Source organism: Micromonospora sp. NPDC050417, assembly GCF_044458865.1.
Classification (GTDB): Bacteria; Actinomycetota; Actinomycetes; order Mycobacteriales; family Micromonosporaceae; genus Micromonospora_G.
In genome coordinates this window covers 13,619-35,382 of record NZ_JBITIH010000019.1, presented here as the reverse complement: position 1 = coordinate 35,382, position 21,764 = coordinate 13,619, and the positions used below count along the sequence as shown (strand labels likewise).

The window sequence follows — 21,764 nt, the reverse complement described above, 5'->3', positions numbered from 1 at the left end:
GCTCAGCCTCCCGCTTGGCGGCGGGCGGCGCGCAGCGTCACCCAGTCGGTCACCGCGATCAACGGGATGGCGAGCAGCACGAACAACACCCCGGCGACGATGTACGGCGTGTAGTTGAAGTGCTGGGCGGTCTGGATCTGGGCGGCGCGTACCGCGTCGATCGGTCCGGCCAGGGAGACCAGCCCGACGTCCTTCTGTAGGGCGACCACGTCGTTGAGCAGCGGCGGGGCGACTCGGCGTGCGGCCTGGGGGAGGACCACGTGGCGCATGGTCTGCCGGTAGGTCAGCCCCAGTGAGCGGCCGGCGGCGAACTGGCTCGGGTGCACCGACTCGATCCCGGCCCGGAACACCTCGGCCAGGTAACCGCTGTACGTGATCACCAGTGCGCAGCCCCCGAGTACGAGCACCGGTGGCATGCCCTGCAGCCGCAGGCCCGGCACGCCGAGGGTGAAGACGTAGAGCACGATGATCAGCGGCAGTCCCCGGAAGACGTACGTGTAGCCGGTGGCCAGGGCTCGGATCGGGAAGAAGACCGGCCCGCGCAGGGTCCGCAGCAGCGCCACCACCAGGCCGAGGGCGAGCGCTCCGAGCGCGCAGAAGAAGAGCAGCCGGACGTTGAGCCAGAGTCCGGTGAGCACGTCGGGCAGGGCTGCCCGGGCGATCTCCAGGTCGAGAAAGGACTGCCGGACCCGTTCCCAGCCGGGTGACCCGGTCACCGCCACCACCAGCAGGGTGCCGAGCAGTCCGGTGGAGGCGGCGGCGACCAGCACCGAGCGGACCGTCTGCCGGCGACGGTGGGCGGCCCGCTCGCGGGCGATCGCGGAGGGGGTGGGGGCGAGCAGGCTCACGTGAGTTCGGGTGCGCCCGCCACCTGGGCGAGCCACTTCTTCTCCAGCTCGCCGAGCGTCCCGGCCTCGCGGAGCTGGGTGACCGCCGCGCCGACGCATCCGGTCAGGCGCGAGCCCTTGTCCAGCACCAGTCCGAACGTCTCCGGTACGCCGACCTGCGGCACCTGGCCGACGATGGTCGCGTCGGTCAGTTCGGCGCCGGTGATGTAGAACGCGGTCGGCAGGTCCACCACCAGCCCGTCGATCTGTCCGTTCTGGAGCGCCTTCTTGGCGTCGTCGTTGGTGTTGAAGACCTGTGGCTGCGGCCCGGGTTTGATCACGTCGGTGATCGCCTGGTAGCTCGTGGTGCCGACCTGGGCGCCGAGCGTGGCACCCTTCAGGTCGGCCAGCGTCGTCCTGCCGGCGATCTTCGAGGATTTCAGCGCGATCACGGTCTGCCGGACCAGGTAGTACGGGGCGGAGAAGTCGACCGCCTGCTTGCGTTCCTCGGTGATGGAGAACTGGTTGATGTCGAAGTCGAAGTCCTTCGGCCCCGGGGCGATCGCGTTCTCGAACTTCACCCGGTTCCAGACCACCTCGGTACGGGCGTAGCCGAGCCGCTCCGCGACCGCGTACGCCACCGCCGACTCGAAGCCCTCGCCGTTCTCCGGTTTGTTGTCGGTGAACCACGGCTCGTACGCCGGTTCGTCGGTGCCGATGGTGAGCTTGCCGGGGGTCCTGGTGGTGAGCGACGCCTTCTCGCAGGAGGCCGGGGTGGACGCCGAAGGGGTCGACTCCACGTCCTGCGGGGCGCAGCCGGCGAGGGCGGCGAGGAGGGCGGTCGCGGCCCCGAGGGCGACCGGCACGGTACGGCGAGCCATGGCGGACAGCATAGGCGCAGGTACGGAAGCGTCGATAGGAGTTTCCCAGCACTTCGGTAGGGATTAGGTAGCCGTCCCGGTGGGGGCGTCGCCTCTGTCCTGGTGGGGGCGTCGGTTTCTGGCCACACTCTGGCGTGGACCGGCCACTGGCGGTAAACCGGAGTCAGGACCCGCGCGTCGTCCACGGGTGACCATCCACGCGCTGCCCGACGCGCTCGGCGGGAGGACCATGCCGTACCCGCGGGCACCGCAGTGGAGCGCGGACGAGGCGGTCACCCACCTCTTCGCCACCCACTACCGTCCGCTGGTCCGGCTCGCCGTGCTGCTCCTGCGCGACCAGGGTGCGGCCGAGGAGGTCGTCCAGGACGCGTACGTGGTGTTGCACGGGCACTGGCCGGGGTTGCGCGACGCCGACCGGGCCCTGGCGTACCTGCGGGTGACGGTGGTGAACCGGTGCCGTTCGACGCTGCGTCACCGCCGGGTGGTGCAGGCGCACCTGGCCACCGTCCGGCCCGCCCCGGACGCGCCGAGCGCCGAGGCAGGCGCGCTCGACCTGCTCCGCCACGACGCGGTACTGGCCGCGCTCCGGGCCCTGCCCGCCCGGCAGCGGGAGGCGATCGTGCTGCGCTACTACGCCGACCTGTCGGAGGCGGAGACCGCCGAGGTGATGGGGCTGAGCCGGGGCGCGGTGAAGAGTCACACCTTCCGGGGCGTCGCCGCTCTGCGCCGGTCACTGGGTGCGCTGCGATGAACGAGGAACTGTTGCGTCGGGTGCTCGCCGAGGAGGCGGCCCGGGTCGAGGTGTCGCCAGCCGCGCTGGCCGCCATCCGCCGCCGGATCCGGCGGCGCTGGTGGCGCCGGATCCGGCGGCTCCCGTGGCTGGTTGGCCGGGGCCGGGTTGCGCGGGATGACCGTTGACACGGCACCGCACCGGTCCACCAGGTGGCCGGGAACCGACCCGGCGCGGGGGTCGGCAGCGGGTAGCTGCGAGAATCCGATTCCGTGAAGACGTTCGAAGAGCTGTTCGCCGAGCTGCAGGCCAAGGCCGCCGCCGGCACTCCGGGCTCGGCGACGGTGGCCGCCCTGGAACGCGGCGTGCACGCGATCGGCAAGAAGGTCGTCGAGGAGGCGGCCGAGTCGTGGATGGCCGCCGAGCACGAGGGCCCCGAGCGGGCCGCCGAGGAGATCTCCCAACTGCTCTACCAGGCCCAGGTGCTGATGCTCGCCACCGGTCTGGAGCTCAAGGACGTCTACCGACATCTCTGAGGTGCCACCCGCCCCCGATTCAACGGTCGAACCCTGATCCTGCCGATCGAAGGAGCACCTCCGATGCTGCGCATCGCCATCCCCAACAAGGGCACTCTCTCCGCTCCCGCCACCCAGATGCTGCGCGAGGCGGGCTACCGCCAGCGCACCGACCCGAAGGACCTGGTCTGCCGGGACGAGCCGAACGACGTCGAGTTCTTCTACCTGCGTCCCCGGGACATCGCCACCTATGTCGGCTCCGGTGACCTCGATCTCGGCATCACCGGCCGGGACCTGCTGATCGACGCCGGCAGCCCGGCCGAGGAGGTGCTCGACCTCAACTTCGGCGGCGCCACCTTCCGGTTCGCCGCCTCCCCGGAAACGATCACCTCGTCGGACGAGATCGGCGGACGCCGGATCGCCACCGCGTACCCGGGCGTGGTGGAACGCCACCTGACCGAACGGGGCCTCACGGCGGACGTGGTCCGGCTCGACGGTGCGGTCGAGAACGCGGTCCGGCTCGGCGTGGCCGACGTGGTCGCCGACGTGGTGGAGACCGGCGCCACCCTGCGCCAGGCTGGCCTGGTGATCATCGGTGAGCCGATCCTGCGCTCGTCGGCGGTGCTGATCCGTCGGGTCGGCGCCCCGACGAACAACCAGAAGGCCGAGCAGTTGCTGCGCCGGCTGCAGGGCGTCCTGGTCGCACGCCGGTACGTGATGCTCGCCTACGACGTCCGGGCCGACCTGCTCGACCGGGCCACCGCGCTCACCCCGGGGATCGAGTCGCCGACCATCTCGCCGTTGCACCGGGAGGGCTGGGTGGCGGTTCAGGCCATGGTGCTGCGCAGTGACGTACACCGGATCATGGACGAGCTCTATGATCTCGGCGCCCGGGCGATCCTGGTCACCGACATCCACGCCTGCCGGCTCTGACGCCCCACGGCGAGGGTCGGCCCCGCGAAGTGGCAAAATGGCGGCTGTGACCGAATCCGACCTCGTACGGCTCCGTCCGCACCGACTCCGGGTGATGTGCTGGATCCTGGCTCCGGCGCTGGTGGTGGTCTTCACCGCGCTCGGGTTGGCGCTGCACGGGTCGACCGGCCAGGGTGCCGCGACCTTCCAGCGCGGCGACTCGTTCGCCATGATCGGACTGGGTGTCCTCGGTGCCGTGGTGGTCCTCCTCTTCACCCGGGTGAAGGTCGAGGCCGATGCGGACGGGATCCGGGTGCGCAACGTGATCGGTTCGTACCACCTCCCCTGGGAGGTGGTACGAGCGGTGCGCTTCGACCGCGGCTCGCCCTGGGCGAGCCTGGAACTGCACGACGACGAACTGGTGCCGATGATCGCCCTGCAGGCGGTCGACAAGGATTCGGCGGTGGCCGGGGTACGGGCGCTGCGCGCGCTGCGAGATCGGGCGCAGCCGGTGCCCAGCGCGAGCTGAGCCCGACCCGACCCGCCGGGGGTGCCCGTTTTCGCGGCTTCCCACCTGACCTGCTAACCTTGCCGGGTCGACCATGCTGTCGTTCGTGATGACAGCGTCAAAGCGGAGCGCCTGCTCCCACCCGAGTCGCCCCAGTTGGTGGCCGGGTCCGGTCACCGGCCCGGGTCCTGATCCGAGCCGGACGTGCGGCATTCTGCCGTGCTGACCGGTCGAGCGGGCCCTGGCATGCGCCGGGGCCTTCTGCTTTCCGGGTCGGTTCCCACCCGGGAGCCGACGAGGAGGTCGGCACCGTAGGAGAACCGACTCGAGGAGGCCCCATCAGCGTCGAACCACGCGTGAACGAACAGATCCGGGCACGTGAGGTCCGACTGGTCGGCCCTGAGGGTGAGCAGGTGGGCATCGTCCCGCTGGAGCGCGCTCTGCAGCTGGCCGCGGACGTCGACCTGGACCTGGTCGAGGTCGCGCCGATGGCGCGCCCGCCGGTGTGCAAGCTCATGGACTTCGGCAAGTTCAAGTACGAGAGCGCACTGAAGGCGCGCGAAGCGCGGCGTAACCAGCAGCAGACCGTCATCAAGGAGATGAAACTCCGGCCGAAGATCGACCCGCACGACTACGAGACCAAGAAGGGTCACGTGGTGCGGTTCCTCAAGGCGGGTGACAAGGTCAAGGTAACGATCATGTTCCGTGGTCGCGAGCAGAGTCGCCCGGAACTTGGCTACCGGCTCCTCCGCCGACTTGAGTCGGAGATCTCGGAGCTGGGGTACGTCGAGGCCGCGCCGAAGCAGGACGGCCGAAACATGATCATGGTTCTGGCTCCGCACCGCGCCACCAAGGCCGCCGCCACGGCGGCCAAGGCCGGCGGCCCGCGTGAGCGAGAGGCCGGTGCCGACGCGATCGACGAGACAACGTCGGTCGAGGCGGCCGAACCCGCCGGCACCGTCGGCGAGTAACAGGGGAGAGACGCAACAGATGCCGAAGATGAAGAGCCACACCGGAATGGGCAAGCGGGTCAAGGTGACCGGCTCCGGCAAGATCGTCGCCCAGCAGGCTGGCCTGCGGCACAACCTGGAGAAGAAGGCCTCCAAGCAGACCCGCCGGCTCACCGGCACGGTCGAGGTTGCCGCGGTCGACGCCAAGCGAATCAAGAAGCTGCTGGGCCGCTGACGCGCCCGCCACTTAACCCTTAAGGAGTAGTTGAGATGGCACGCGTCAAGCGGGCTGTAAACGCCCAGAAGAAGCGTCGTACCCTGCTGGAGACCGCCAGTGGCTACCGCGGTCAGCGCTCCCGGCTGTACCGCAAGGCCAAGGAGCAGGTGCTGCACTCGATGCAGTACGCCTACCGGGACCGTCGCGACCGCAAGGGCGACTTCCGGCAGCTCTGGATCACCCGGATCAACGCGGGCGCCCGGGCCAACGGGATGACCTACAACCGCCTGATCCAGGGGCTCAAGCTCGCTGGTATCGAGGTCGACCGCAAGATCCTGGCCGACCTGGCCGTCAACGACGCGGTGGCCTTCGCCGCCATCGTCGAGGTGGCCCGTGCCGCTGTCGCGGCCGAGGGCACCGGCGGCGCGGCGGCTCAGGCCGCCTGACCAGGCAACAGATGATCGAGGCGCCCCGTATGCCGTCCGGACCGCAGGTGGGGCGCCTCGACCATGTTCGGGGCGCGGACCAGCAGGCGTTCACACCCCGTACGCCCCGGGTGGTCGCCGCCCGCCGGCTGCAACGGCGCAGGGACCGGGACAGCACCGGTCGGTTCCTCGCCGAGGGACCGCAGGCGGTCCGGGAAGCCCTGGACCGACCCGGTGTCGTGGTGGAACTCTTCGGCACCCCGGCCGCCCTGGACCGGTACGTCGAACTCACCGACGCCGCGTACGCCAGTGGGATCCCGGTCTCCCCGGTAACCGACGAGGGACTCGCCGCGCTGACCGAGACGGTCGCCCCGCAGGGGCTGGTCGCCGTCTGCCACCAGTTCGACCGACCGCTCGCACAGGCCCTGGCGCGGACGCCGCGACTGGTTGCCGTACTCGCCGAGATCCGGGACCCGGGCAACGCCGGTACGGTGCTGCGTACCGCCGACGCCGCCGGGGCGGGGGCGGTCATCTTCGCCGGTGACGCCGTGGACCCGTACAACGGCAAGTGCGTGCGGGCCTCGGCCGGCAGCCTCTTCCACGTCGACGTGGTCCGGGCCGCCGACCCGGCGGCCGTGGTCGCGGCCCTGCGCGAGGCGGGACTGACCGTGCTCGCCGCCTCCGGTTACGGCGAGACCGACCTGGACGACCTGGCGGACTCCGACGGACTGGCCCGGCCGACCGCCTGGCTGTTCGGCTCCGAGGCGCACGGCCTGCCGGCCGAGTTGGCCGACGCGGCCGACGCCCGGGTCCGGGTGCCGCTGCACGGCCGGGCCGAGAGCCTTAACCTGGCTGCTGCCGCCGCCGTCTGCCTGTACGCTTCGGCCAGAGCGTTGAGAACGAAGAAGGCAGGAGACCCCGCCGCATGAGTGCCAGGACGGACTCGTTTACCCAGCCCGCCGGTGTCGGCGGGCGGCAGGGCTGACCCTTTCCGCTCTCCTCTCCCCACCGGTGGGCTGCGGCGGCGCCGCGCGTCCGTAAACTCTGATGGCCGCCGCGCCGAGGCTGGCCTTCCGCCGTGAGGGAGCACCCGTACGCCATGACCTACCGCAACGATCCCTACGACCCCAAACAGGTCGCCCTGCTCGACCAGCACGCCCTCGACGAGGCCGTCGCGACGGCCCGGGCGGCCTTCGCCGCCGCCGCCGACCCGGACGCCCTCGCCGCGCTGCGCCCCGCGCACCTCGGTGACCGGGCACCGATCTCACTGGCCCGCCGGGAGATCGGCGCGCTGCCGCCGGCCGCCAAGTCCGACGCCGGCAAGCGGGTCAACGAGGCCCGCCGGGCGGTCGAGGCCAGCTACGACGAGTGGCGGGCCGAGTTGCAGCGGGCCCAGGCCGAACGGGTGCTCGCCGAGGAGCGGGTCGACGTCACGCTTCCGTACGACCGGCGCCCGCGTGGCGCCCGGCACCCGTTGACCCTGCTGATGGAGCGGGTCGGTGACCTCTTCGTCGGAATGGGTTACGAGGTCGCCGAGGGACCGGAGCTGGAGTTGGAGTGGACCAACTTCGACGCGCTCAACATCCCGCCGGACCACCCCGCCCGTGGCCTGATGGACACCTTCCACGTGGACGTACCGGGACTGGTGCTGCGTACGCACACCTCACCGGTGCAGGCCCGGACGATGCTGAGCCGCAAGCCCCCGATCTACGTGGTCTGCCCGGGGCGGGTCTACCGCACCGACGAACTGGACGCCACCCACAGCCCGGTCTTCCACCAGGTCGAGGGGTTGGTGGTCGACAAGGGCATCACCATGGCGCACCTGCGGGGCACGCTCGACCACTTCGCCCGGTCGATGTTCGGGGCGCAGGCGCGGACCCGTTGGCGCCCGCACTACTTCCCGTTCACCGAGCCGTCGGCGGAGTTCGACGTCTGGTTCCCGGAGCACCGAGGCGGCGCCCAGTGGGTCGAGTGGGGTGGCTGCGGCATGGTCAACCCCCGGGTCCTGCGGGCCTGCGGGATCGACCCGGATGTCTACTCCGGCTTCGCCTTCGGTATGGGTATCGACCGTACGGTCATGGTCCGCAACGGGGTCAGTGAGATGCGGGACCTGTTCGAGGGCGACGTGCGGTTCACCCGTGCCCTCGGTGTCGAGGCGTAGCGGCATGCGGAATCGAACTTCGGAAGCGGTGGTCTGAGTCATGCGAGTTGGTGTTTCCTGGCTGCGCGAGCACGTCGACCTCCCCGTCGACCTCGGCCCCGAGGAGCTGGAACAGGCGTTGGTGAACCTCGGCCTTGAGGTCGAGTCGATCGTGGACCTACGGGCCACGGTCACCGGGTCGCTGGTGGTTGGCGAGGTACGCGAGATCGAGGAACTGACCGGCTTCAAGAAGCCGATCCGGTTCTGTCGGGTGGACGTCGGCGCCGCGAACGGCACCGGCGAACTACAGGAGATCGTCTGCGGGGCGACCAACTTCGCCCCCGGCGACCGGGTGGTGGTGATCCTGCCCGGTGGCGTGCTGCCCGGCGGCTTCGCGATCGGTGCCCGCAAGACGTACGGGCGCAACTCCCACGGCATGATCTGCTCGGTACGCGAGCTGGGCCTCGGTGAGGACCACGCCGGCATCCTGGTCCTGCCCGCCGAGACGGTGGCCAAGCCCGGTGACGACGCGCGGCCGGTGGTCGGGCTCGACGACGTGGTGGTCGAGCTGGAGATCACCCCGGACCGGGGCTACGGCCTCTCGGTGCGCGGAATCGCCCGCGAACTCGCGCATGCCTTCGGAGTGCCGTTCCGTGACCCGGGTAAGGTGCCGGCCCCCGGCGCCACCGAGACCCCGGCGTACCCGGTCGAGGTCCGGGACCCGCTCGGCTGTGACCGGTTCGCCGCCCGGCTGGTGCGGGGGGTCGACCCGACCGCGCAGAGCCCCCAGTGGCTGCGGCAGCGGTTGACCGTCGCCGGTATCCGGACGATCTCGCTGCCGGTGGACATCACCAACTACGTGATGCTCGAACTCGGCCAGCCGATGCACGCCTTCGACGCCGACCGGTTGACCGGGGCGCTGGTGGTCCGCCGGGCACTGGCCGGGGAGAAGTTGACCACCCTGGACGGCGTCGCCCGCGTACTCGACGCGGAGGACATGGTGATCTGCGACGCCGGGCAGGCGAACCCGGCGGGTGGCGAGGGAGTGCCGATCTCGCTCGCCGCGGTGATGGGGGGCCAGACCAGCGAGGTGGTCGCCAGCACCACGGAGGTGCTCTTCGAGGCGGCGCACTGGGACCCGGTCATGGTCGGGCGTACCGCCCGTCGGCACAAGCTGTTCAGTGAGGCCGCCAAGCGGTGGGAGCGCGGGGTCGACCCGGGGCTGCCGCTGGTCGCGCTCGACCGGGCGGTCGAACTGCTCACCACGTACGGCGGCGGTTCGGCGGGTCCGGAGATCCTCGACTTCAACCAGGTCGCGCCGCCCGCTCCGATCGTGCTCGACCCGGAGCTGCCGACCCGGCGGATCGGGGTGACGTACCCGCTGGCGCGGGTGGTCGCACTGCTCGAAGAGGTCGGTTGCACCGTCGTCACCGAGGCTGAGCTGCTGCGGGTCACCCCGCCGACGTGGCGGCCCGACCTCACCGATCCGGCCGACCTGGTCGAGGAGGTCGCCCGGCTGGGCGGCTACAACGAGATCCCGTCGGTGCTGCCCCTCGCCCCGCCCGGTCGTGGCCTCACCGCGGAGCAGCGGCGCCGCCGGGTGGTCGCCCGGGCGCTGGCCGAGAACGGGTACGTCGAGGTGGTGTCCTTCCCGTTCGTGTCGCCGCAGTTCTTCGACCTGATCGGGCTGCCGGACGACGACTCCCGTCGCCGGGCGGTCCGGTTGGCCAACCCGCTCTCCGACGAGGAGCCGTTGCTGCGTACCACGCTGCTCAGCTCCCTGCTCGGGGCGTTGCGACGCAACATCGGACGGGGTCAGCGTGACCTGGCCCTCTACGAGATCGGTACGGTCTTCGAGCCGAAGCCCGGTGCCGGCAGCCCGCCGCCGATGGCGGTCGACCACCGACCCAGCGACGTCGAGTTCGCGGCCGCCGACGCGGTCCTGCCGCACCAGCCCCGGCACGTGGCCGCGGTGCTCAGCGGTGAGATCGAGCGGACCGGTTGGTGGGGGTCCGGGCAGCCGGCGGGATGGGCCGACGCGGTGGAGGCGGCCCGGATCGTGATCGCCGCCGCCGGCATCCCGGACGGGCAGGTGACGGTCCGGGCGGCGCAACGCGCGCCGTGGCACCCGGGTCGCTGCGCCGAGCTGCTGGTGGACGGCACCGTGGTCGGTTGTGCGGGTGAGCTGCACCCGGCGGCGGTGGAGGCACTGGAGCTGCCTCGGCGTACCAGTGCGATGGAGTTGGACCTGGATCTGCTGCCGGAGGCTCCGGTGCGTCCGGCGCCGCGGATCTCCGGGTTCCCGCCCGCGTTGATCGACGTCGCCCTGGTGGTGCCGGAGGAGGTCGCCGCGGCCGATGTGCAGCGGGCGTTGGTCGACGGTGCGGGTGCCCTGTTGGAGTCGGTACGGCTCTTCGACGTCTACGCCTCGCCGCAGCTCGGTGCGGGGCGTAAGTCGCTGGCGTACAAGCTCACCTTCCGGGCGCCGGACCGCACGCTGACGGTGGAGGAGGCGGTGGCGGCCCGGGACGGGGCGGTCGCCGAGGCGGCGTCGCGGCTGGGTGCCACCCTGCGCGGAGCCTAGAAGTGCCGCCCTGCGGGGCGGCGGAGGTAGCACCGGGGCCGGTCGTCAGACCGGCCCCGGTGGCGTTTCCGGTCGTTCCTCGGTGATCTTCTCGTTCCCTCGGTGACCTTCCGGCTGCTTTCGCTGGTGTACCGGGCTGTCCCTGGGCTCGCTCTCGGGTAGCCAGCGCGCCGCGACGATGAGTGATCATTCAGGGAGCCGTATGCTATTGCGGTCCGGAGCGTGTCCTGATACCTTGTCCGCATAGAAATGCGGAGGTGGGCATGGGTATCCGAGTAGCGGTCGCTGGCGCCAGTGGTTACGCCGGTGGCGAGCTGTTGCGCCTGATCGCCGGACATCCGGAGCTCGATCTGGTCAGCGCCACCGCGCACAGCCAGGCCGGCGCGCCGGTGTCGGCCGTGCATCCGCACCTGGTCGGCCTGGACCTGACGCTCGGCCAGACCGAGGCGGCGTCGCTGGCCGACGCGGACCTGGTCTTCCTCGCACTGCCGCACGGACAGTCGGCGGCGCTCGCGGCGGCCCTTCCCGAGACTGTCAAGGTGGTCGACCTCGGCGCCGACCACCGGCTGCGCGACAGCGCCGCCTGGCACCGCTACTACGGCGGCAGCCACGCCGGCGCATGGACCTACGGCCTGCCAGAACTCCCCGGCCAGCGGGCGGCGATCGCCGCCGCGAACCGGGTCGCCGCCACCGGCTGCTACGCCGTCAGCACGATCCTCGCCCTCGCCCCGCTGATCGCGGCCGGAGCGGTCTCCGCCCAGGACGTGGTGGTGGTCGCCGCCTCGGGCACCTCCGGTGCGGGCCGGGCCGCGAAGGTGAACCTGCTCGGCAGCGAGGTGATGGGCGACCTGACGCCGTACAAGGTCGGCGCCCACCAGCACGTGCCCGAGATCAAGCAGGCAACCGGCGCGACCAGCCTCTCCTTCACCCCGGTCCTGGCACCGATGCCACGCGGCATCCTGGCCACCGTCACCGCGTTGCCGCTCGGCGCCGGTGCGTCGGATCCCCGCTCGGTGCTCGCCGACGCCTACGCGGATTCCCCGTTCGTCCATGTCCTGCCCGAGGGGATCTTTCCGCACACCGCGGCCACCTACGGCTCCAACTCCTGCCACCTGCAGGCGACAGTCGACGTCGACTCGGGCCGCGTGATCGTGGTGAGCGCCATCGACAACCTCGGCAAGGGCGCCGCCGGCCAGGCAGTGCAGTGCGCCAACCTGATGCTCGGTCTGCCGGAGACCACAGGGGTGCCGATCCACGGAGTGGCACCGTGACCGAGACGAACACCCATCCCGACGGCCTCACGCCGCAGCTGATCCAGGAGCGCGAATCATGAGCGTCACCGCACCGCGGGGGTTCCGGGCGGCCGGTGTCGCCGCCGGTCTCAAGAAGAGTGGCCTGGCCGATGTCGCCCTCGTCGTCAACGACGGCCCGGACGCCACCGCCGCCGGGGTCTTCACCGCCAACCGGGTCAAGGCCGCGCCGGTGCTCTGGACCGAGCAGGTCGTCCGCGGCGGCGTGGTCCGAGCGGTGGTGCTGAACTCCGGTGGCGCCAACGCGTGCACCGGCGCGCTCGGCTTCCAGGACACCCATGCCACCGCCGAGCAGACCGCGGCCAGTCTGACGGGTTCGAACGCCAGGTTGATCCTGGGCGCCGGCGAGGTGGCGGTCTGCTCGACCGGACTGATCGGCGAGCGGCTGCCGATGGAGAAGCTGCTGCCCGGCGTGCGGGCCGCGGTGCGCGGGCTCGCCCGCGACGCCGGCCTGGCCGCCGCCGAGGCGATCATGACGACCGACACCCGGCCGAAGACGACCGTCGCCCCCGGCACCGGCTGGACGGTCGGCGGGATGGCCAAGGGAGCGGGCATGCTGGCCCCCGCCCTGGCGACCATGCTCTGCGTGCTCACCACCGACGCCGTCGCCGGATCGGAGGCACTCGACACCGCGCTCCGCGCCGCCTGCCGGGTCACCTTCGACCGGATCGATTCCGACGGCTGCATGTCGACCAACGACACCGTGTTGCTGCTGGCCAGCGGTGCCTCGGGGATCGAACCGACCCAGGCGGAACTCACCGCCGCGGTGACCGCCGCCTGCCACGACCTGGCCCAGCAGTTGCTGGCCGACGCGGAGGGCGCCACCAAGCAGATCGCGATCGACGTCACGGCGGCGGCAAGCGAGGACGACGCGGTCGAGGTCGGGCGGTCGGTGGCCCGGAACAACCTGGTCAAGACGGCACTGTTCGGCAATGACGCCAACTGGGGTCGGATCCTCGCGGCCGTGGGCACCACCACGGCGGCGTTCGAGCCCGACCAACTCGACGTGGCGGTCAATGGGGTGTGGGTGTGCCGTTCCGGCGCCGCAGCCGAAGACCGGACCAAGGTCGACCTCGGTGGCCGTGACGTGACCATCGAGGTCCGGTTGAACGCCGGCACCGAGGCGGCCACCGTCTGGACCAACGACCTCTCGCACGCCTACGTGCACGAGAACTCGGCCTACTCGTCATGACGGTGCACACGCCCGCGCGCGGCAACGGCGGGTCGACAAACGGCAGCCCGCTCTCCCGCGACCTGAGCCAGGCACAGCAGAAGGCGTCGGCGCTGATCGAGGCGCTGCCCTGGCTGGCCCGTTTCTCGGGTGCCACTGTCGTGGTCAAGTACGGCGGCAACGCGATGATCGACCCCGAACTTCAACGGACCTTCGCCGCCGACATGGTGTTCCTGCGTTACGCCGGGCTGCGCCCGGTCGTCGTACACGGCGGCGGCCCGCAGATCTCGTCGATGCTGAGCCGGCTCGGCATCGTCAGCGAGTTCAAGGGAGGGCTCCGGGTCACCACACCCGAGGCGATGGACGTGGTGCGGATGGTGCTCGTCGGCCAGGTCGGACGTGGACTGGTCGGGCTGATCAACGAGCACGGGCCGTACGCGGTCGGTCTCTCCGGTGAGGACGCCCGGCTCTTCACGGCCGTCCGGCGCCCGGCGTACGTCGACGGCGAGGCGGTCGACATCGGCCAGGTCGGCGACGTCGCGACGGTCAACATCGACGCGCTCACCGACATCCTCGCCGCCGGCCGGATCCCGGTCATCTCGACCGTCGCGCCGGACGTCGACGGTGTGCTGCACAACCTCAACGCCGACACCGCCGCCGCCGCGCTCGCCGTCGCTCTGGAGGCACGCAAGCTGGTCGTCCTCACCGACGTGCCCGGTCTCTACGCGAACTGGCCGGACACCTCCAGCCTCATCTCCGCGCTGACCGCCGACGAACTGGCCGAACTCCTGCCCAGCCTCGAATCCGGGATGGTGCCGAAGATGGAGGCGTGCCTGCGTGCGGTGCGCGGCGGCGTCCCGGCGGCACACGTGGTCGACGGCCGGGTCGCGCATTCGACCCTGCTGGAAGTCTTCACCTCGGAAGGATTCGGAACCATGGTGATCTCGTCATGACATCGCTGGTCGACCGCTGGTCGCAGACCATGATGGACAACTACGCGCTGCCGCCGGTGGCGCTGGTCCGCGGTAGCGGCGCTGTCGTGGTGGACGAGAACGGCCGAGAGTATGTCGACCTGCTCGGCGGGATAGCCGTCAACGCGCTCGGCCACGCCCACCCGGCCGTGGTCGCAGCGGTCTCGAAGCAGGTCGCCACGCTCGGACACGTCTCCAACCTGTTCGTCGCCGAGCCTCCGGTGGCGCTCGCCGAGTTGCTGCTCGCGTTGGCGGGTCGGCAGGGGCGAGTCTTCTTCGCCAACTCCGGCACCGAGGCGAACGAGGCGGTCTTCAAACTCTCCCGGCTTACCGGACGCACCCACGTCGTCTCCACCGTCGGTGGTTTCCACGGTCGGACCATGGGCGCGCTCGCGTTGACCGGGCAGCCGAGCAAGGCGGACCCGTTCCGGCCGTTGCCCGGTGACGTCACCCACGTTCCGTACGGCGACGTGGCGGCGCTGGAGGCGGCCGTCACCGACGCCACCGCGATGGTGATCCTCGAACCGATCCAGGGCGAGAACGGTGTTGTCGTTCCCCCGGCCGGTTACCTCACCGCGGCGCGGCGAATCACCGCCGAGCATGGCGCACTGCTGGTGCTGGACGAGATTCAGACCGGGATCGGACGGACCGGACACTGGTTCGCCCACCAGGCCGAGGGCGTCGAGCCGGACGTCGTCACCCTCGCCAAGGGTCTCGGCGGTGGTCTGCCGATCGGCGCCTGCCTGGCCTTCGGCCCGGCTGCCGAACTGTTCACACCGGGTCTGCACGGCACCACCTTCGGAGGCAACCCGATCAGCTGTGCGGCGGCGCTCGCGGTCGTCTCCACCATTGCCAGCGAAGGTCTGCTGGACCACGTCAAGCGGATCGGTGAGCGGATCCGGCGTGGCGTGGAGGCGCTCGGACACCCCCTGGTCGCCGAGGTTCGTGGCGCTGGCCTGTTGCTCGGTGTGGTGCTGACGGCCCCGGCGGCGCCGGCGGTCGCCGGCCTCCTGCGCGACGCCGGATTCCTGGTCAACCCGGTGCAACCCCACGCGTTGCGGCTCGCTCCGCCGCTGATCCTGACCGCCGAACAGGCGGACGCGTTCGTCGCCGCGCTGCCAGCCGCGCTCGACGCCGCCACCCCGGCGCCCGCCGGATCAGCGGCCGACGCGGCGCCCGAAGCGGCGGTGACCCCGTGATCCGTCACTTCCAGCGCGACGACGACCTCTCCCCGGCGGAGCAGTCCGAGGTGCTCGACCTGGCCGCCCGGATGAAGGCCGACCGCTTCGCCGCCCGTCCACTGGCCGGCCCCCGAGCCGTCGCGGTGCTCTTCGACAAGCCGAGCCTGCGGACCCGGATCTCCTTCGACGTGGGCATCGCGGAACTCGGCGGACACCCGATCATCGTGGATACCCAGGCGACCCATTTCGGTCGCGGCGAGTCGCTCGCCGACGCCGGCCAGGTCCTTTCCCGCTACGTCAGCGCGATCGTGCTGCGAACCCACGGAGACGCCCGACTGGCCGAACTCGCCTCCGGAGCCACCGTGCCGGTGGTCAACGCCCTCACCGACGGCTTCCACCCGTGTCAGCTCCTGGCCGACCTGCTCACCATCCGGGAGCGGTGCGGCGGAACCGCCGGCCGGACCCTGGCCTACGTCGGCGACGCGGCCAACAACATGTCCCACTCGTACCTGCTCGCCGGTGCCGTCGCCGGCATGCACGTACGCGTCGCCGGTCCGCCCGGCTACGACCCGACGCCAGCGGTGGTGGGCCGGGCCGCCGAGATCGCGGCCTGGACCGGCGGCTCCGTACAGGTGTTGCGCGATCCCCGGGAGGCGGCCGACGGGGCGGACGTGCTCGCCACCGACACCTGGACGTCCATGGGACAGGAGGGCGACGGCCGGGACCGGCTCACCCCGTTCTGGCCGTACCAGGTCAACAAGTCACTGCTCGCCGTGGCAGCGCCCGACGCGATCGTGCTGCACTGCCTGCCGGCGCACCGGGGCGAGGAAATCACCGACGAGGTTCTCGACGGCCCGCAGAGCGCGGTCTTCGACCAGGCCGAAAACCGCCTGCACGCGCAGAAGGCGCTGCTTTCCTGGCTGGTGGAGGCGTCGACGACGACACCCGGAGGCACCGGCGTGTCGGGGCACATGACGGCGGAAGCGACGATCACACCCTCCGGGACACTGACGTCATGACCAGCCCGTTGACCCGGACCGCCCGGCACGCGCGCATCGTGGAGCTGATCCGCGAGCAGCCGATCCGCTCCCAGACCGAACTGGCCGAACTGCTCGCCACCGACGGTGTGCAGGTCACCCAGGCCACCCTCTCCCGAGATCTGGACGAGTTGGGTGCGGTCAAGGTGCGCGGCGGTGACGGTCCCGCCGTCTACCTGATCCCCGAAGACGGCAAGCGACCGTTGCGCGACGCCGAGCAGGCGCCCGCACGACTGATCCGACTGCTGCGCGAACTGCTCACCGGAGTCGACTCCAGCGGCAACATCACCGTCCTGCGTACGCCGCCCGGCGCGGCGCACTACCTGGCCAGCGCGCTGGACCGGGCGGGCCTGCCGGAGGTCGTCGGCACCATCGCCGGCGACGACACGATCCTGGTCGTCGCCCGTACGCCCGACGGCGGCGCGGCGCTGGGGGAGCAGCTTTCCGGGTGGGCCGTGAGCCAGCCCGGGCTACCGATACTCGATCAGAACCGGCCGGGCGAAGGCCAGCAGCCGACGTGGGTCGTGGATTCATCAATGTTGAGAGGAGCAGGACACCATGACTGAACGCGTGGTACTGGCGTACTCCGGGGGACTGGACACCTCGGTTGCCATTCCCTACCTGGCCGAGCAGACCGGTGCCGAGGTGATCGCCGTGGCGATCGACGTGGGCCAGGGCGGCGAGGACATGAACGCGATCCGCCAGCGGGCTCTGGACTGCGGTGCGGTCGAGTCCGAGGTGGTCGACGGCCGCGAGGAGTTCGCCGCCGACTTCTGCCTGCCGGCACTGCGTGCCAACGCGCTCTACATGGACCGCTACCCGTTGGTCTCGGCGCTCTCCCGGCCCCTGATCGTCCGGCACCTGGTGGCGGCGGCCAAGAAGTACGGCGGCACCATCGTGTCGCACGGCTGCACCGGCAAGGGCAACGACCAGGTCCGGTTCGAGGTCGGCATCGGCGCGCTCGCGCCCGACCTGAAGGTGCTCGCGCCGGCCCGGGACTTCGCCTGGACCCGGGACAAGGCGATCGCGTACGCCGAGGAGAAGGGGCTGCCGATCGACGTCACGCACAAGTCGCCGTACTCGATCGACCAGAACCTCTGGGGCCGCGCGGTGGAGACCGGTTTCCTTGAGGACATCTGGAACGCGCCGATCGAGGACGTCTACTCCTACACCGCCAACCCGGCCGAGCCGCGCGACCCGGACGAGGTGGTGATCACCTTCGAGGCCGGGATCCCGGTCGCCATCGACGGCGAGACGGTCACCCCGTACCAGGCGATCCTGGAGCTGAACCGGCGTGCGGGCGCGCAGGGTGTCGGTCGCCTCGACATGGTCGAGGACCGGCTTGTCGGCATCAAGAGCCGCGAGGTCTACGAGGCGCCGGGCGCCATCGCCCTGATCGTCGCCCACCAGGAACTTGAGAACGTCACCGTCGAACGGGACGTGGCCCGGTTCAAGAAGGGTGTCGACCAGCGTTGGGCCGAGCTGGTCTACGACGGCCTCTGGTTCTCGCCGTTGAAGCGGTCGCTCGACGCCTTCATCGACGACACTCAGCAGCACGTCTCCGGCGAGGTGCGGCTCACCCTGCACGGCGGTCGCGCGGTGGTCACCGGCCGGCGCTCCGACGCCAGCCTCTACGACTTCGGCATGGCGACCTACGACACCGGCGACACCTTCGACCAGTCGCTGGCCAAGGGCTTCGTGCAGCTCTGGGGCCTGCCCAGCCGCCTGGCCACCGCCCGTGACACCCGGTTGGGCGGCGCGCAGCAGTGACGTTCAAAATGGCGGGCGTGGACGACAAGGGTCTGACCGAGAACAGCGCCGGCACCAACCGTACGAGCCTGTGGGGCGGCCGATTCGCCGGCGGCCCCGCCGAGGCCCTGGCGCGACTGTCGGTCAGTGTCCAGTTCGACTGGCGTCTCGCTCCGTACGACCTGGCCGGCTCCCGGGCACACGCCCGGGTGCTGGCCGGGGCTGGTCTGCTCAACCCGGACGAGCTCGGACAGATCCTCGCGGCCCTGGACGACCTGGAGGCGGCCTGCGCCTCCGGGGCGTTCCGGCCCACCGTGGACGACGAGGACGTGCACACCGCCTTGGAGCGTGGTCTGCTGGAGCGGCTCGGCGGCCTCGGCGGCAAGCTACGCGCGGGGCGTTCCCGCAACGACCAGGTCGCCACCGATCTGCGGCTCTACCTGCGCGACCACGCCCGGGGCGTGGCCGCCCGGCTGGTCGAGCTGGCCGACGCCCTCGCGGAACAGGCCGGACGGCACCTGGACACCCCCGCACCGGGCATGACCCATGTGCAGCACGCCCAGCCGGTCTCCTTCGGGCACTGGCTGCTGGCACATGTCCAGCCGCTGTTGCGAGACCTGGAGCGGCTGCGCGACTGGGACCACCGGACCGCGGTCAGCCCGCTCGGGGCCGGTGCGCTCGCCGGCTCCGGCCTGCCCCTGGACCCGGTCGCGGTCGCGAAGGAACTCGGTTTCCGGTCCTCGTTCGCGAACTCCATGGACGCGGTCGCCGACCGGGACTTCGTCGCCGAGTTCCTCTTCGTGACGTCGCTGGTTGGCGTGCACCTGTCCCGACTCGGCGAGGAGGTGGTGCTCTGGACCTCGCAGGAGTTCGGTTGGGTGGAGCTGGACGACTCCTTCGCCACCGGCTCGTCGATCATGCCGCAGAAGAAGAACGCGGACATCGCCGAGCTGGCGCGAGGCAAGTCCGGTCGGTTGGTGGGTGGCCTGGTCGCGGTGCTGACCATGCTCAAGGGCCTTCCGCTGACGTACGACCGGGACATGCAGGAGGACAAGGAACCGGCGTTCGACGCGGTGGACACCCTGCAACTGCTGCTGCCCGCGCTGGCCGGCATGATCTCCACCATGACGGTCCGGGTGGACCGGATCGCCGCTGCCGCCCCGGTCGGATACTCACTCGCCACCGAGGTCGCCGACTGGCTGGTGCGCAAGGGCGTGCCGTTCCGTGACGCGCACGAGGTGACCGGCCGGCTGGTCGCTCTCTGCGTCGCCCGGGAGTGCGCACTGGACGAGGTTTCCGACGCCGATCTCGCGACGGTGAGCGAACACCTCGATCCCGACGTCCGTACGGTGCTTTCGGTCCGTTCGGCACTGGCTGCCCGGACCACCCCCGGCTCCACCGGCCCCGGCCCGGTCGCCGACCAGCTCGCCGCCGCTACCGACCAGCTCGAAAGCTGGCGAAATTGGGCGGCCGAGCAGGTAGTGCCGCGCTGAGGTAGCTGCGCCAACCCGCGCCCGCACTTCCCCCTCGGACCGGTCGACTCGGGCCGGCCCGAGGGGAGAGTGCGGGCTGCGGCGGGACGAGGTCGCCTCAGTCGAACTGCTCCCCGAGCGTGGCGGGATCGTCTGCGGGGGGCAGCGCGGCGACCCGTACCAGCGCGTCGAGTTGTCCGAGCGGCGTGCCGTCGCGGGCGAGTTGCTGCCCGCTGACCCACACCCACTCGTCGTCGTAGTAGCTGGACAGGTCGTCTCGTACCGACTCGACCCGGAGGAACAGGGTGAAGCCGCCGTAGCGCCAGTCCTCCTTCGACAGCTCCAGGACAGTGCCGGCGGGTACGTGCGGCGGTGGCGGTGGTGAGGTCGTTCCCATCAGAACCGCCGACCTGCGGCATTGCGTCGTACGCCGAGCGTGGAGCAGGCGGGGCAGCTCAGACTGCTGCCACAGGCGGCGCACCAGCGGCGGGACACCCGGTAGGCGTACAGACCGGCGATGAAACCCACCGTCATGCCGCTGATCGCTGTCACGGTGACGACCACGACAAGTCCTCCGTCCATCGACCGAAGCGAGCGGCGCGGTGGCGACGCCCGAGGTGTTGGCGACAAAAGGTAACTCTCGTGGTAACCCCGCGTGAGCTGCAAGACTTCGTCACGGGTTACCGGGCGAGTGAGTCTTTCTCGTCATGAATCATCTCCATTCGCTCACGTCGGCGCCCCGAAGCAGACTCGACCACCGCCGATGCCGCGGCCACGCACCGCCTCACCGCCCCAGGGCCGGCGAGTGCGACAGACTTCGGCTGTGCTGTGCTGACCGGGTGACCGACAGCGTGGGAATGGGCGAGGGGACCGGGGTCGACCTGCCGACGATGCTCGCCGGACCACTGTTGCCCGCGGCGCGCGGCCTGCTCAACTGCCGGCTCACCGCCGGCGGTGTCACGGTCCGTCTGACCGAGGTCGAGGCGTACGCCGGAACGGCCGGCGACCCCGCGTCGCACGCGCACCGGGGACGTACGCCACGTAACTCGGTGATGTTCGGTCCGGCCGGGTACGCCTACGTCTACTTCACCTACGGCATGTACTGGTGCATGAATGTGGTGACCGGGCAGGAGGGGGAGGCGTCGGCCGTACTCCTCCGGGCGGGCGAGGTGGTCGACGGGCTCGACCTGGCACGGAGCCGGCGGACGGCCGTACGCCGGGATCTGGATCTGGCCCGTGGGCCGGCGCGGCTCTGCGCGGCGCTCGGGGTGGACCGGGCCGCCTACGGACTGTTCCTGCTCGGCGACGGCCCGGTACGGCTGACGCCGCCCGCCGATCCGGTGCCACCGACGGCGGTGGTGGCCGGCCCGAGGGTGGGAGTCACCAGCGCCCACGACCGGCCCTGGCGGTTCTGGTTGCACGGGGACCCGACGGTGAGCGTCTACCGCCGTCACACTCCGCGGAAGGTGTGAACCGCCGGGATCCGCCTCGCGACCCCGCCGCGTCGTCCGCGTGGGCGATCGGCCGTTGTGTGGGATGGCGCGGGCCGTCGAGGCTGGGGGTGCCGTCGCGATGCGGCGCGGCGGGCCGACGGACGGAGGAACCATGGACGAGCGGGATGTACGCCGGGGAAGCTGCCCCGGGTGGGGTCCGGCCCTGGCCGTGGCGGCGGCGATGGTGGCATGGACCCCTCGGTGACCTGGGCGGACGCGGGCGAGCTGGCGCTGCCGGTGCCGACGGGTCTCCACCCGGTGGGGCGGAGCACGCTGCACCTCGTTGACCCGAATCGTGCCGATCCCTGGTCGGGTCACGAACGGCGCGAGCTGATGGTGTCGCTCTGGTACCCGGCGGCGAGCGCTCGGGGGCAGTCGGCGCCGTACGTCAGCTCGGCGGAATCCGCCCTGATCCTGGACCTGCGGGAGATTACCGGCGTGCCGTCGGCCGGTGGAGCCGGTCGCCTCGCACTGCGCGCTGGCGGTCGACTCGGGTGCGCGGCTGGCGATCGTGAGCCGGGATCCGACGCCGTACGACGCGCTCGCGGTGGAGGTCGTCCGCGAACCGATCGGCACCGCGCTACCCCGGATCGCCGTGATGCTGGCCGCCCATCGGTCAGCCGAGCCACGGCCATCCGGCCAATAGGGTTCGGCCGCTCCTGCTGGAGGGGCCGGACCGCTTCGGCGGGTA

24 protein-coding genes and 1 pseudogene are annotated in these 21,764 nt (G+C 71.2%); 21 read left to right on the top strand and 4 right to left on the bottom strand.

What is annotated here, in order from left to right; all coding sequences use genetic code 11:
- Nucleotides 1–2 precede the first annotated feature (2 nt).
- Both ACIBF5_RS23470 and ACIBF5_RS23465 read right to left on the bottom strand, forming a co-directional pair.
- The gene (locus tag ACIBF5_RS23470; protein WP_396814990.1) at nucleotides 3–848 is read right to left on the bottom strand and encodes an amino acid ABC transporter permease; all 846 of its coding nucleotides are present in this window, start codon (nucleotides 846–848) and stop codon (nucleotides 3–5) included.
- The gene (locus ACIBF5_RS23465; protein WP_396814989.1) at nucleotides 845–1,708 is read right to left on the bottom strand and encodes an ABC transporter substrate-binding protein; all 864 of its coding nucleotides are present in this window, start codon (nucleotides 1,706–1,708) and stop codon (nucleotides 845–847) included. The genes ACIBF5_RS23470 and ACIBF5_RS23465 overlap by 4 nt, the downstream gene beginning before the upstream one ends.
- 187 nt (nucleotides 1,709–1,895) lie before the next feature.
- On the opposite strand from ACIBF5_RS23465, the gene ACIBF5_RS23460 reads away from it, so the two are divergent.
- The 19 genes and pseudogenes from ACIBF5_RS23460 (at nucleotide 1,896) to argH (ending at nucleotide 19,601) form a co-directional block, all read left to right on the top strand.
- Nucleotides 1,896–2,459, top strand: a complete 564-nt coding sequence (locus ACIBF5_RS23460) for a SigE family RNA polymerase sigma factor (RefSeq protein WP_396814987.1) — start codon at nucleotides 1,896–1,898, stop codon at nucleotides 2,457–2,459.
- Nucleotides 2,456–2,626 carry a hypothetical protein gene (locus tag ACIBF5_RS23455; protein ID WP_396814985.1) on the top strand — a complete coding sequence of 57 codons (171 nt, stop codon included), beginning with the start codon at nucleotides 2,456–2,458 and terminating at the stop codon, nucleotides 2,624–2,626. Before ACIBF5_RS23460 ends, ACIBF5_RS23455 begins: the two co-directional genes overlap by 4 nt.
- A 66-nt stretch (nucleotides 2,627–2,692) precedes the next feature.
- Nucleotides 2,693–2,974 carry a phosphoribosyl-ATP diphosphatase gene (locus ACIBF5_RS23450; RefSeq protein ID WP_211349693.1) on the top strand — a complete coding sequence of 94 codons (282 nt, stop codon included), beginning with the start codon at nucleotides 2,693–2,695 and terminating at the stop codon, nucleotides 2,972–2,974.
- Nucleotides 2,975–3,037: 63 nt separating this feature from the next.
- Entirely contained in the window at nucleotides 3,038–3,886 is an 849-nt protein-coding gene (gene hisG, locus ACIBF5_RS23445; RefSeq protein WP_396814983.1) for an ATP phosphoribosyltransferase, read from the top strand.
- A gap of 94 nt (nucleotides 3,887–3,980) precedes the next feature.
- Entirely contained in the window at nucleotides 3,981–4,394 is a 414-nt protein-coding gene (locus ACIBF5_RS23440) for a PH domain-containing protein (RefSeq protein WP_396815119.1), read from the top strand.
- Nucleotides 4,395–4,729: 335 nt separating this feature from the next.
- On the top strand, nucleotides 4,730–5,344 hold the full coding sequence (gene infC / locus ACIBF5_RS23435; protein ID WP_396814981.1) for a translation initiation factor IF-3: 615 nt from the start codon (nucleotides 4,730–4,732) through the stop codon (nucleotides 5,342–5,344).
- 19 nt (nucleotides 5,345–5,363) lie between these two features.
- Nucleotides 5,364–5,558 carry a 50S ribosomal protein L35 gene (rpmI, locus tag ACIBF5_RS23430; RefSeq protein ID WP_396814980.1) on the top strand — a complete coding sequence of 65 codons (195 nt, stop codon included), beginning with the start codon at nucleotides 5,364–5,366 and terminating at the stop codon, nucleotides 5,556–5,558.
- Between the two features lie 35 nt (nucleotides 5,559–5,593).
- Nucleotides 5,594–5,986, top strand: a complete 393-nt coding sequence (gene rplT / locus ACIBF5_RS23425; protein WP_396814979.1) for a 50S ribosomal protein L20 — start codon at nucleotides 5,594–5,596, stop codon at nucleotides 5,984–5,986.
- 29 nt (nucleotides 5,987–6,015) lie between these two features.
- On the top strand, nucleotides 6,016–6,894 hold the full coding sequence (locus ACIBF5_RS23420; protein ID WP_396814978.1) for a TrmH family RNA methyltransferase: 879 nt from the start codon (nucleotides 6,016–6,018) through the stop codon (nucleotides 6,892–6,894).
- Nucleotides 6,895–7,064: 170 nt separating this feature from the next.
- Nucleotides 7,065–8,126 carry a phenylalanine--tRNA ligase subunit alpha gene (locus ACIBF5_RS23415; protein ID WP_396815118.1) on the top strand — a complete coding sequence of 354 codons (1,062 nt, stop codon included), beginning with the start codon at nucleotides 7,065–7,067 and terminating at the stop codon, nucleotides 8,124–8,126.
- Nucleotides 8,127–8,166: 40 nt separating this feature from the next.
- Entirely contained in the window at nucleotides 8,167–10,689 is a 2,523-nt protein-coding gene (gene pheT, locus ACIBF5_RS23410) for a phenylalanine--tRNA ligase subunit beta (protein ID WP_396814977.1), read from the top strand.
- 263 nt (nucleotides 10,690–10,952) lie between these two features.
- Complete coding sequence (gene argC, locus ACIBF5_RS23405) at nucleotides 10,953–11,960, top strand: N-acetyl-gamma-glutamyl-phosphate reductase (RefSeq protein ID WP_396814976.1); 1,008 nt, start codon at nucleotides 10,953–10,955, stop codon at nucleotides 11,958–11,960.
- A gap of 58 nt (nucleotides 11,961–12,018) precedes the next feature.
- Nucleotides 12,019–13,191: a bifunctional glutamate N-acetyltransferase/amino-acid acetyltransferase ArgJ gene (gene argJ, locus ACIBF5_RS23400; RefSeq protein WP_396814975.1), complete on the top strand. Its 1,173-nt coding sequence runs from the start codon at nucleotides 12,019–12,021 to the stop codon at nucleotides 13,189–13,191.
- Nucleotides 13,188–14,123: an acetylglutamate kinase gene (gene argB, locus ACIBF5_RS23395; RefSeq protein ID WP_396814974.1), complete on the top strand. Its 936-nt coding sequence runs from the start codon at nucleotides 13,188–13,190 to the stop codon at nucleotides 14,121–14,123. Before argJ ends, argB begins: the two co-directional genes overlap by 4 nt.
- Complete coding sequence (locus ACIBF5_RS23390; protein WP_396814972.1) at nucleotides 14,120–15,340, top strand: acetylornithine transaminase; 1,221 nt, start codon at nucleotides 14,120–14,122, stop codon at nucleotides 15,338–15,340. Before argB ends, ACIBF5_RS23390 begins: the two co-directional genes overlap by 4 nt.
- Entirely contained in the window at nucleotides 15,337–16,341 is a 1,005-nt protein-coding gene (gene argF / locus ACIBF5_RS23385) for an ornithine carbamoyltransferase (RefSeq protein WP_396814970.1), read from the top strand. The genes ACIBF5_RS23390 and argF overlap by 4 nt, the downstream gene beginning before the upstream one ends.
- Nucleotides 16,338–16,814, top strand: a pseudogene (locus tag ACIBF5_RS23380) (arginine repressor); the annotation flags it as partial. The gene argF and the pseudogene ACIBF5_RS23380, both read left to right, overlap by 4 nt.
- Nucleotides 16,815–16,917: 103 nt before the next feature.
- Nucleotides 16,918–18,129, top strand: coding sequence for an argininosuccinate synthase (locus tag ACIBF5_RS23375; RefSeq protein WP_396814968.1), 1,212 nt, complete (start codon nucleotides 16,918–16,920; stop codon nucleotides 18,127–18,129).
- Nucleotides 18,130–18,137: 8 nt separating this feature from the next.
- The gene (gene argH / locus ACIBF5_RS23370) at nucleotides 18,138–19,601 is read left to right on the top strand and encodes an argininosuccinate lyase (RefSeq protein WP_396814966.1); all 1,464 of its coding nucleotides are present in this window, start codon (nucleotides 18,138–18,140) and stop codon (nucleotides 19,599–19,601) included.
- A gap of 97 nt (nucleotides 19,602–19,698) precedes the next feature.
- Here argH and ACIBF5_RS23365 read toward each other — a convergent pair whose 3' ends face one another.
- Together ACIBF5_RS23365 and ACIBF5_RS23360 are read right to left on the bottom strand one after the other, a co-directional pair.
- On the bottom strand, nucleotides 19,699–19,977 hold the full coding sequence (locus ACIBF5_RS23365; protein ID WP_396814964.1) for a hypothetical protein: 279 nt from the start codon (nucleotides 19,975–19,977) through the stop codon (nucleotides 19,699–19,701).
- Nucleotides 19,977–20,162, bottom strand: a complete 186-nt coding sequence (locus ACIBF5_RS23360) for a hypothetical protein (protein ID WP_396814962.1) — start codon at nucleotides 20,160–20,162, stop codon at nucleotides 19,977–19,979. The genes ACIBF5_RS23365 and ACIBF5_RS23360 overlap by 1 nt, the downstream gene beginning before the upstream one ends.
- Before the next feature lie 275 nt (nucleotides 20,163–20,437).
- Between ACIBF5_RS23360 and ACIBF5_RS23355 the strand changes: the two genes are divergently transcribed.
- The gene (locus ACIBF5_RS23355) at nucleotides 20,438–21,052 is read left to right on the top strand and encodes a DNA-3-methyladenine glycosylase (protein WP_396815117.1); all 615 of its coding nucleotides are present in this window, start codon (nucleotides 20,438–20,440) and stop codon (nucleotides 21,050–21,052) included.
- A gap of 472 nt (nucleotides 21,053–21,524) precedes the next feature.
- A complete protein-coding gene (locus ACIBF5_RS23350; RefSeq protein WP_396814960.1) occupies nucleotides 21,525–21,719 on the top strand; it encodes a hypothetical protein in 195 nt (64 codons plus the stop codon).
- The last annotated feature ends 45 nt before the right edge of the window (nucleotides 21,720–21,764 follow it).

What these genes read in the sequence shown, in the direction of transcription:
- ACIBF5_RS23465 (WP_396814989.1), bottom strand. Translation starts at nt 1,708, where the DNA reads ATGGCTCGCCGTACCGTGCCGGTCGCCCTCGGGGCCGCGACCGCCCTC.
- ACIBF5_RS23455 (WP_396814985.1), top strand. Translation starts at nt 2,456, where the DNA reads ATGAACGAGGAACTGTTGCGTCGGGTGCTCGCCGAGGAGGCGGCCCGG.
- hisG (WP_396814983.1), top strand. Translation starts at nt 3,038, where the DNA reads ATGCTGCGCATCGCCATCCCCAACAAGGGCACTCTCTCCGCTCCCGCC.
- ACIBF5_RS23440 (WP_396815119.1), top strand. Translation starts at nt 3,981, where the DNA reads ATGTGCTGGATCCTGGCTCCGGCGCTGGTGGTGGTCTTCACCGCGCTC.
- rpmI (WP_396814980.1), top strand. Translation starts at nt 5,364, where the DNA reads ATGCCGAAGATGAAGAGCCACACCGGAATGGGCAAGCGGGTCAAGGTG.
- rplT (WP_396814979.1), top strand. Translation starts at nt 5,594, where the DNA reads ATGGCACGCGTCAAGCGGGCTGTAAACGCCCAGAAGAAGCGTCGTACC.
- ACIBF5_RS23420 (WP_396814978.1), top strand. Translation starts at nt 6,016, where the DNA reads ATGCCGTCCGGACCGCAGGTGGGGCGCCTCGACCATGTTCGGGGCGCG.
- ACIBF5_RS23415 (WP_396815118.1), top strand. Translation starts at nt 7,065, where the DNA reads ATGACCTACCGCAACGATCCCTACGACCCCAAACAGGTCGCCCTGCTC.
- pheT (WP_396814977.1), top strand. Translation starts at nt 8,167, where the DNA reads ATGCGAGTTGGTGTTTCCTGGCTGCGCGAGCACGTCGACCTCCCCGTC.
- argC (WP_396814976.1), top strand. Translation starts at nt 10,953, where the DNA reads ATGGGTATCCGAGTAGCGGTCGCTGGCGCCAGTGGTTACGCCGGTGGC.
- argJ (WP_396814975.1), top strand. Translation starts at nt 12,019, where the DNA reads ATGAGCGTCACCGCACCGCGGGGGTTCCGGGCGGCCGGTGTCGCCGCC.
- argB (WP_396814974.1), top strand. Translation starts at nt 13,188, where the DNA reads ATGACGGTGCACACGCCCGCGCGCGGCAACGGCGGGTCGACAAACGGC.
- ACIBF5_RS23390 (WP_396814972.1), top strand. Translation starts at nt 14,120, where the DNA reads ATGACATCGCTGGTCGACCGCTGGTCGCAGACCATGATGGACAACTAC.
- ACIBF5_RS23375 (WP_396814968.1), top strand. Translation starts at nt 16,918, where the DNA reads ATGACTGAACGCGTGGTACTGGCGTACTCCGGGGGACTGGACACCTCG.
- argH (WP_396814966.1), top strand. Translation starts at nt 18,138, where the DNA reads ATGGCGGGCGTGGACGACAAGGGTCTGACCGAGAACAGCGCCGGCACC.
- ACIBF5_RS23365 (WP_396814964.1), bottom strand. Translation starts at nt 19,977, where the DNA reads ATGGGAACGACCTCACCACCGCCACCGCCGCACGTACCCGCCGGCACT.
- ACIBF5_RS23360 (WP_396814962.1), bottom strand. Translation starts at nt 20,162, where the DNA reads ATGGACGGAGGACTTGTCGTGGTCGTCACCGTGACAGCGATCAGCGGC.
- ACIBF5_RS23355 (WP_396815117.1), top strand. Translation starts at nt 20,438, where the DNA reads ATGGGCGAGGGGACCGGGGTCGACCTGCCGACGATGCTCGCCGGACCA.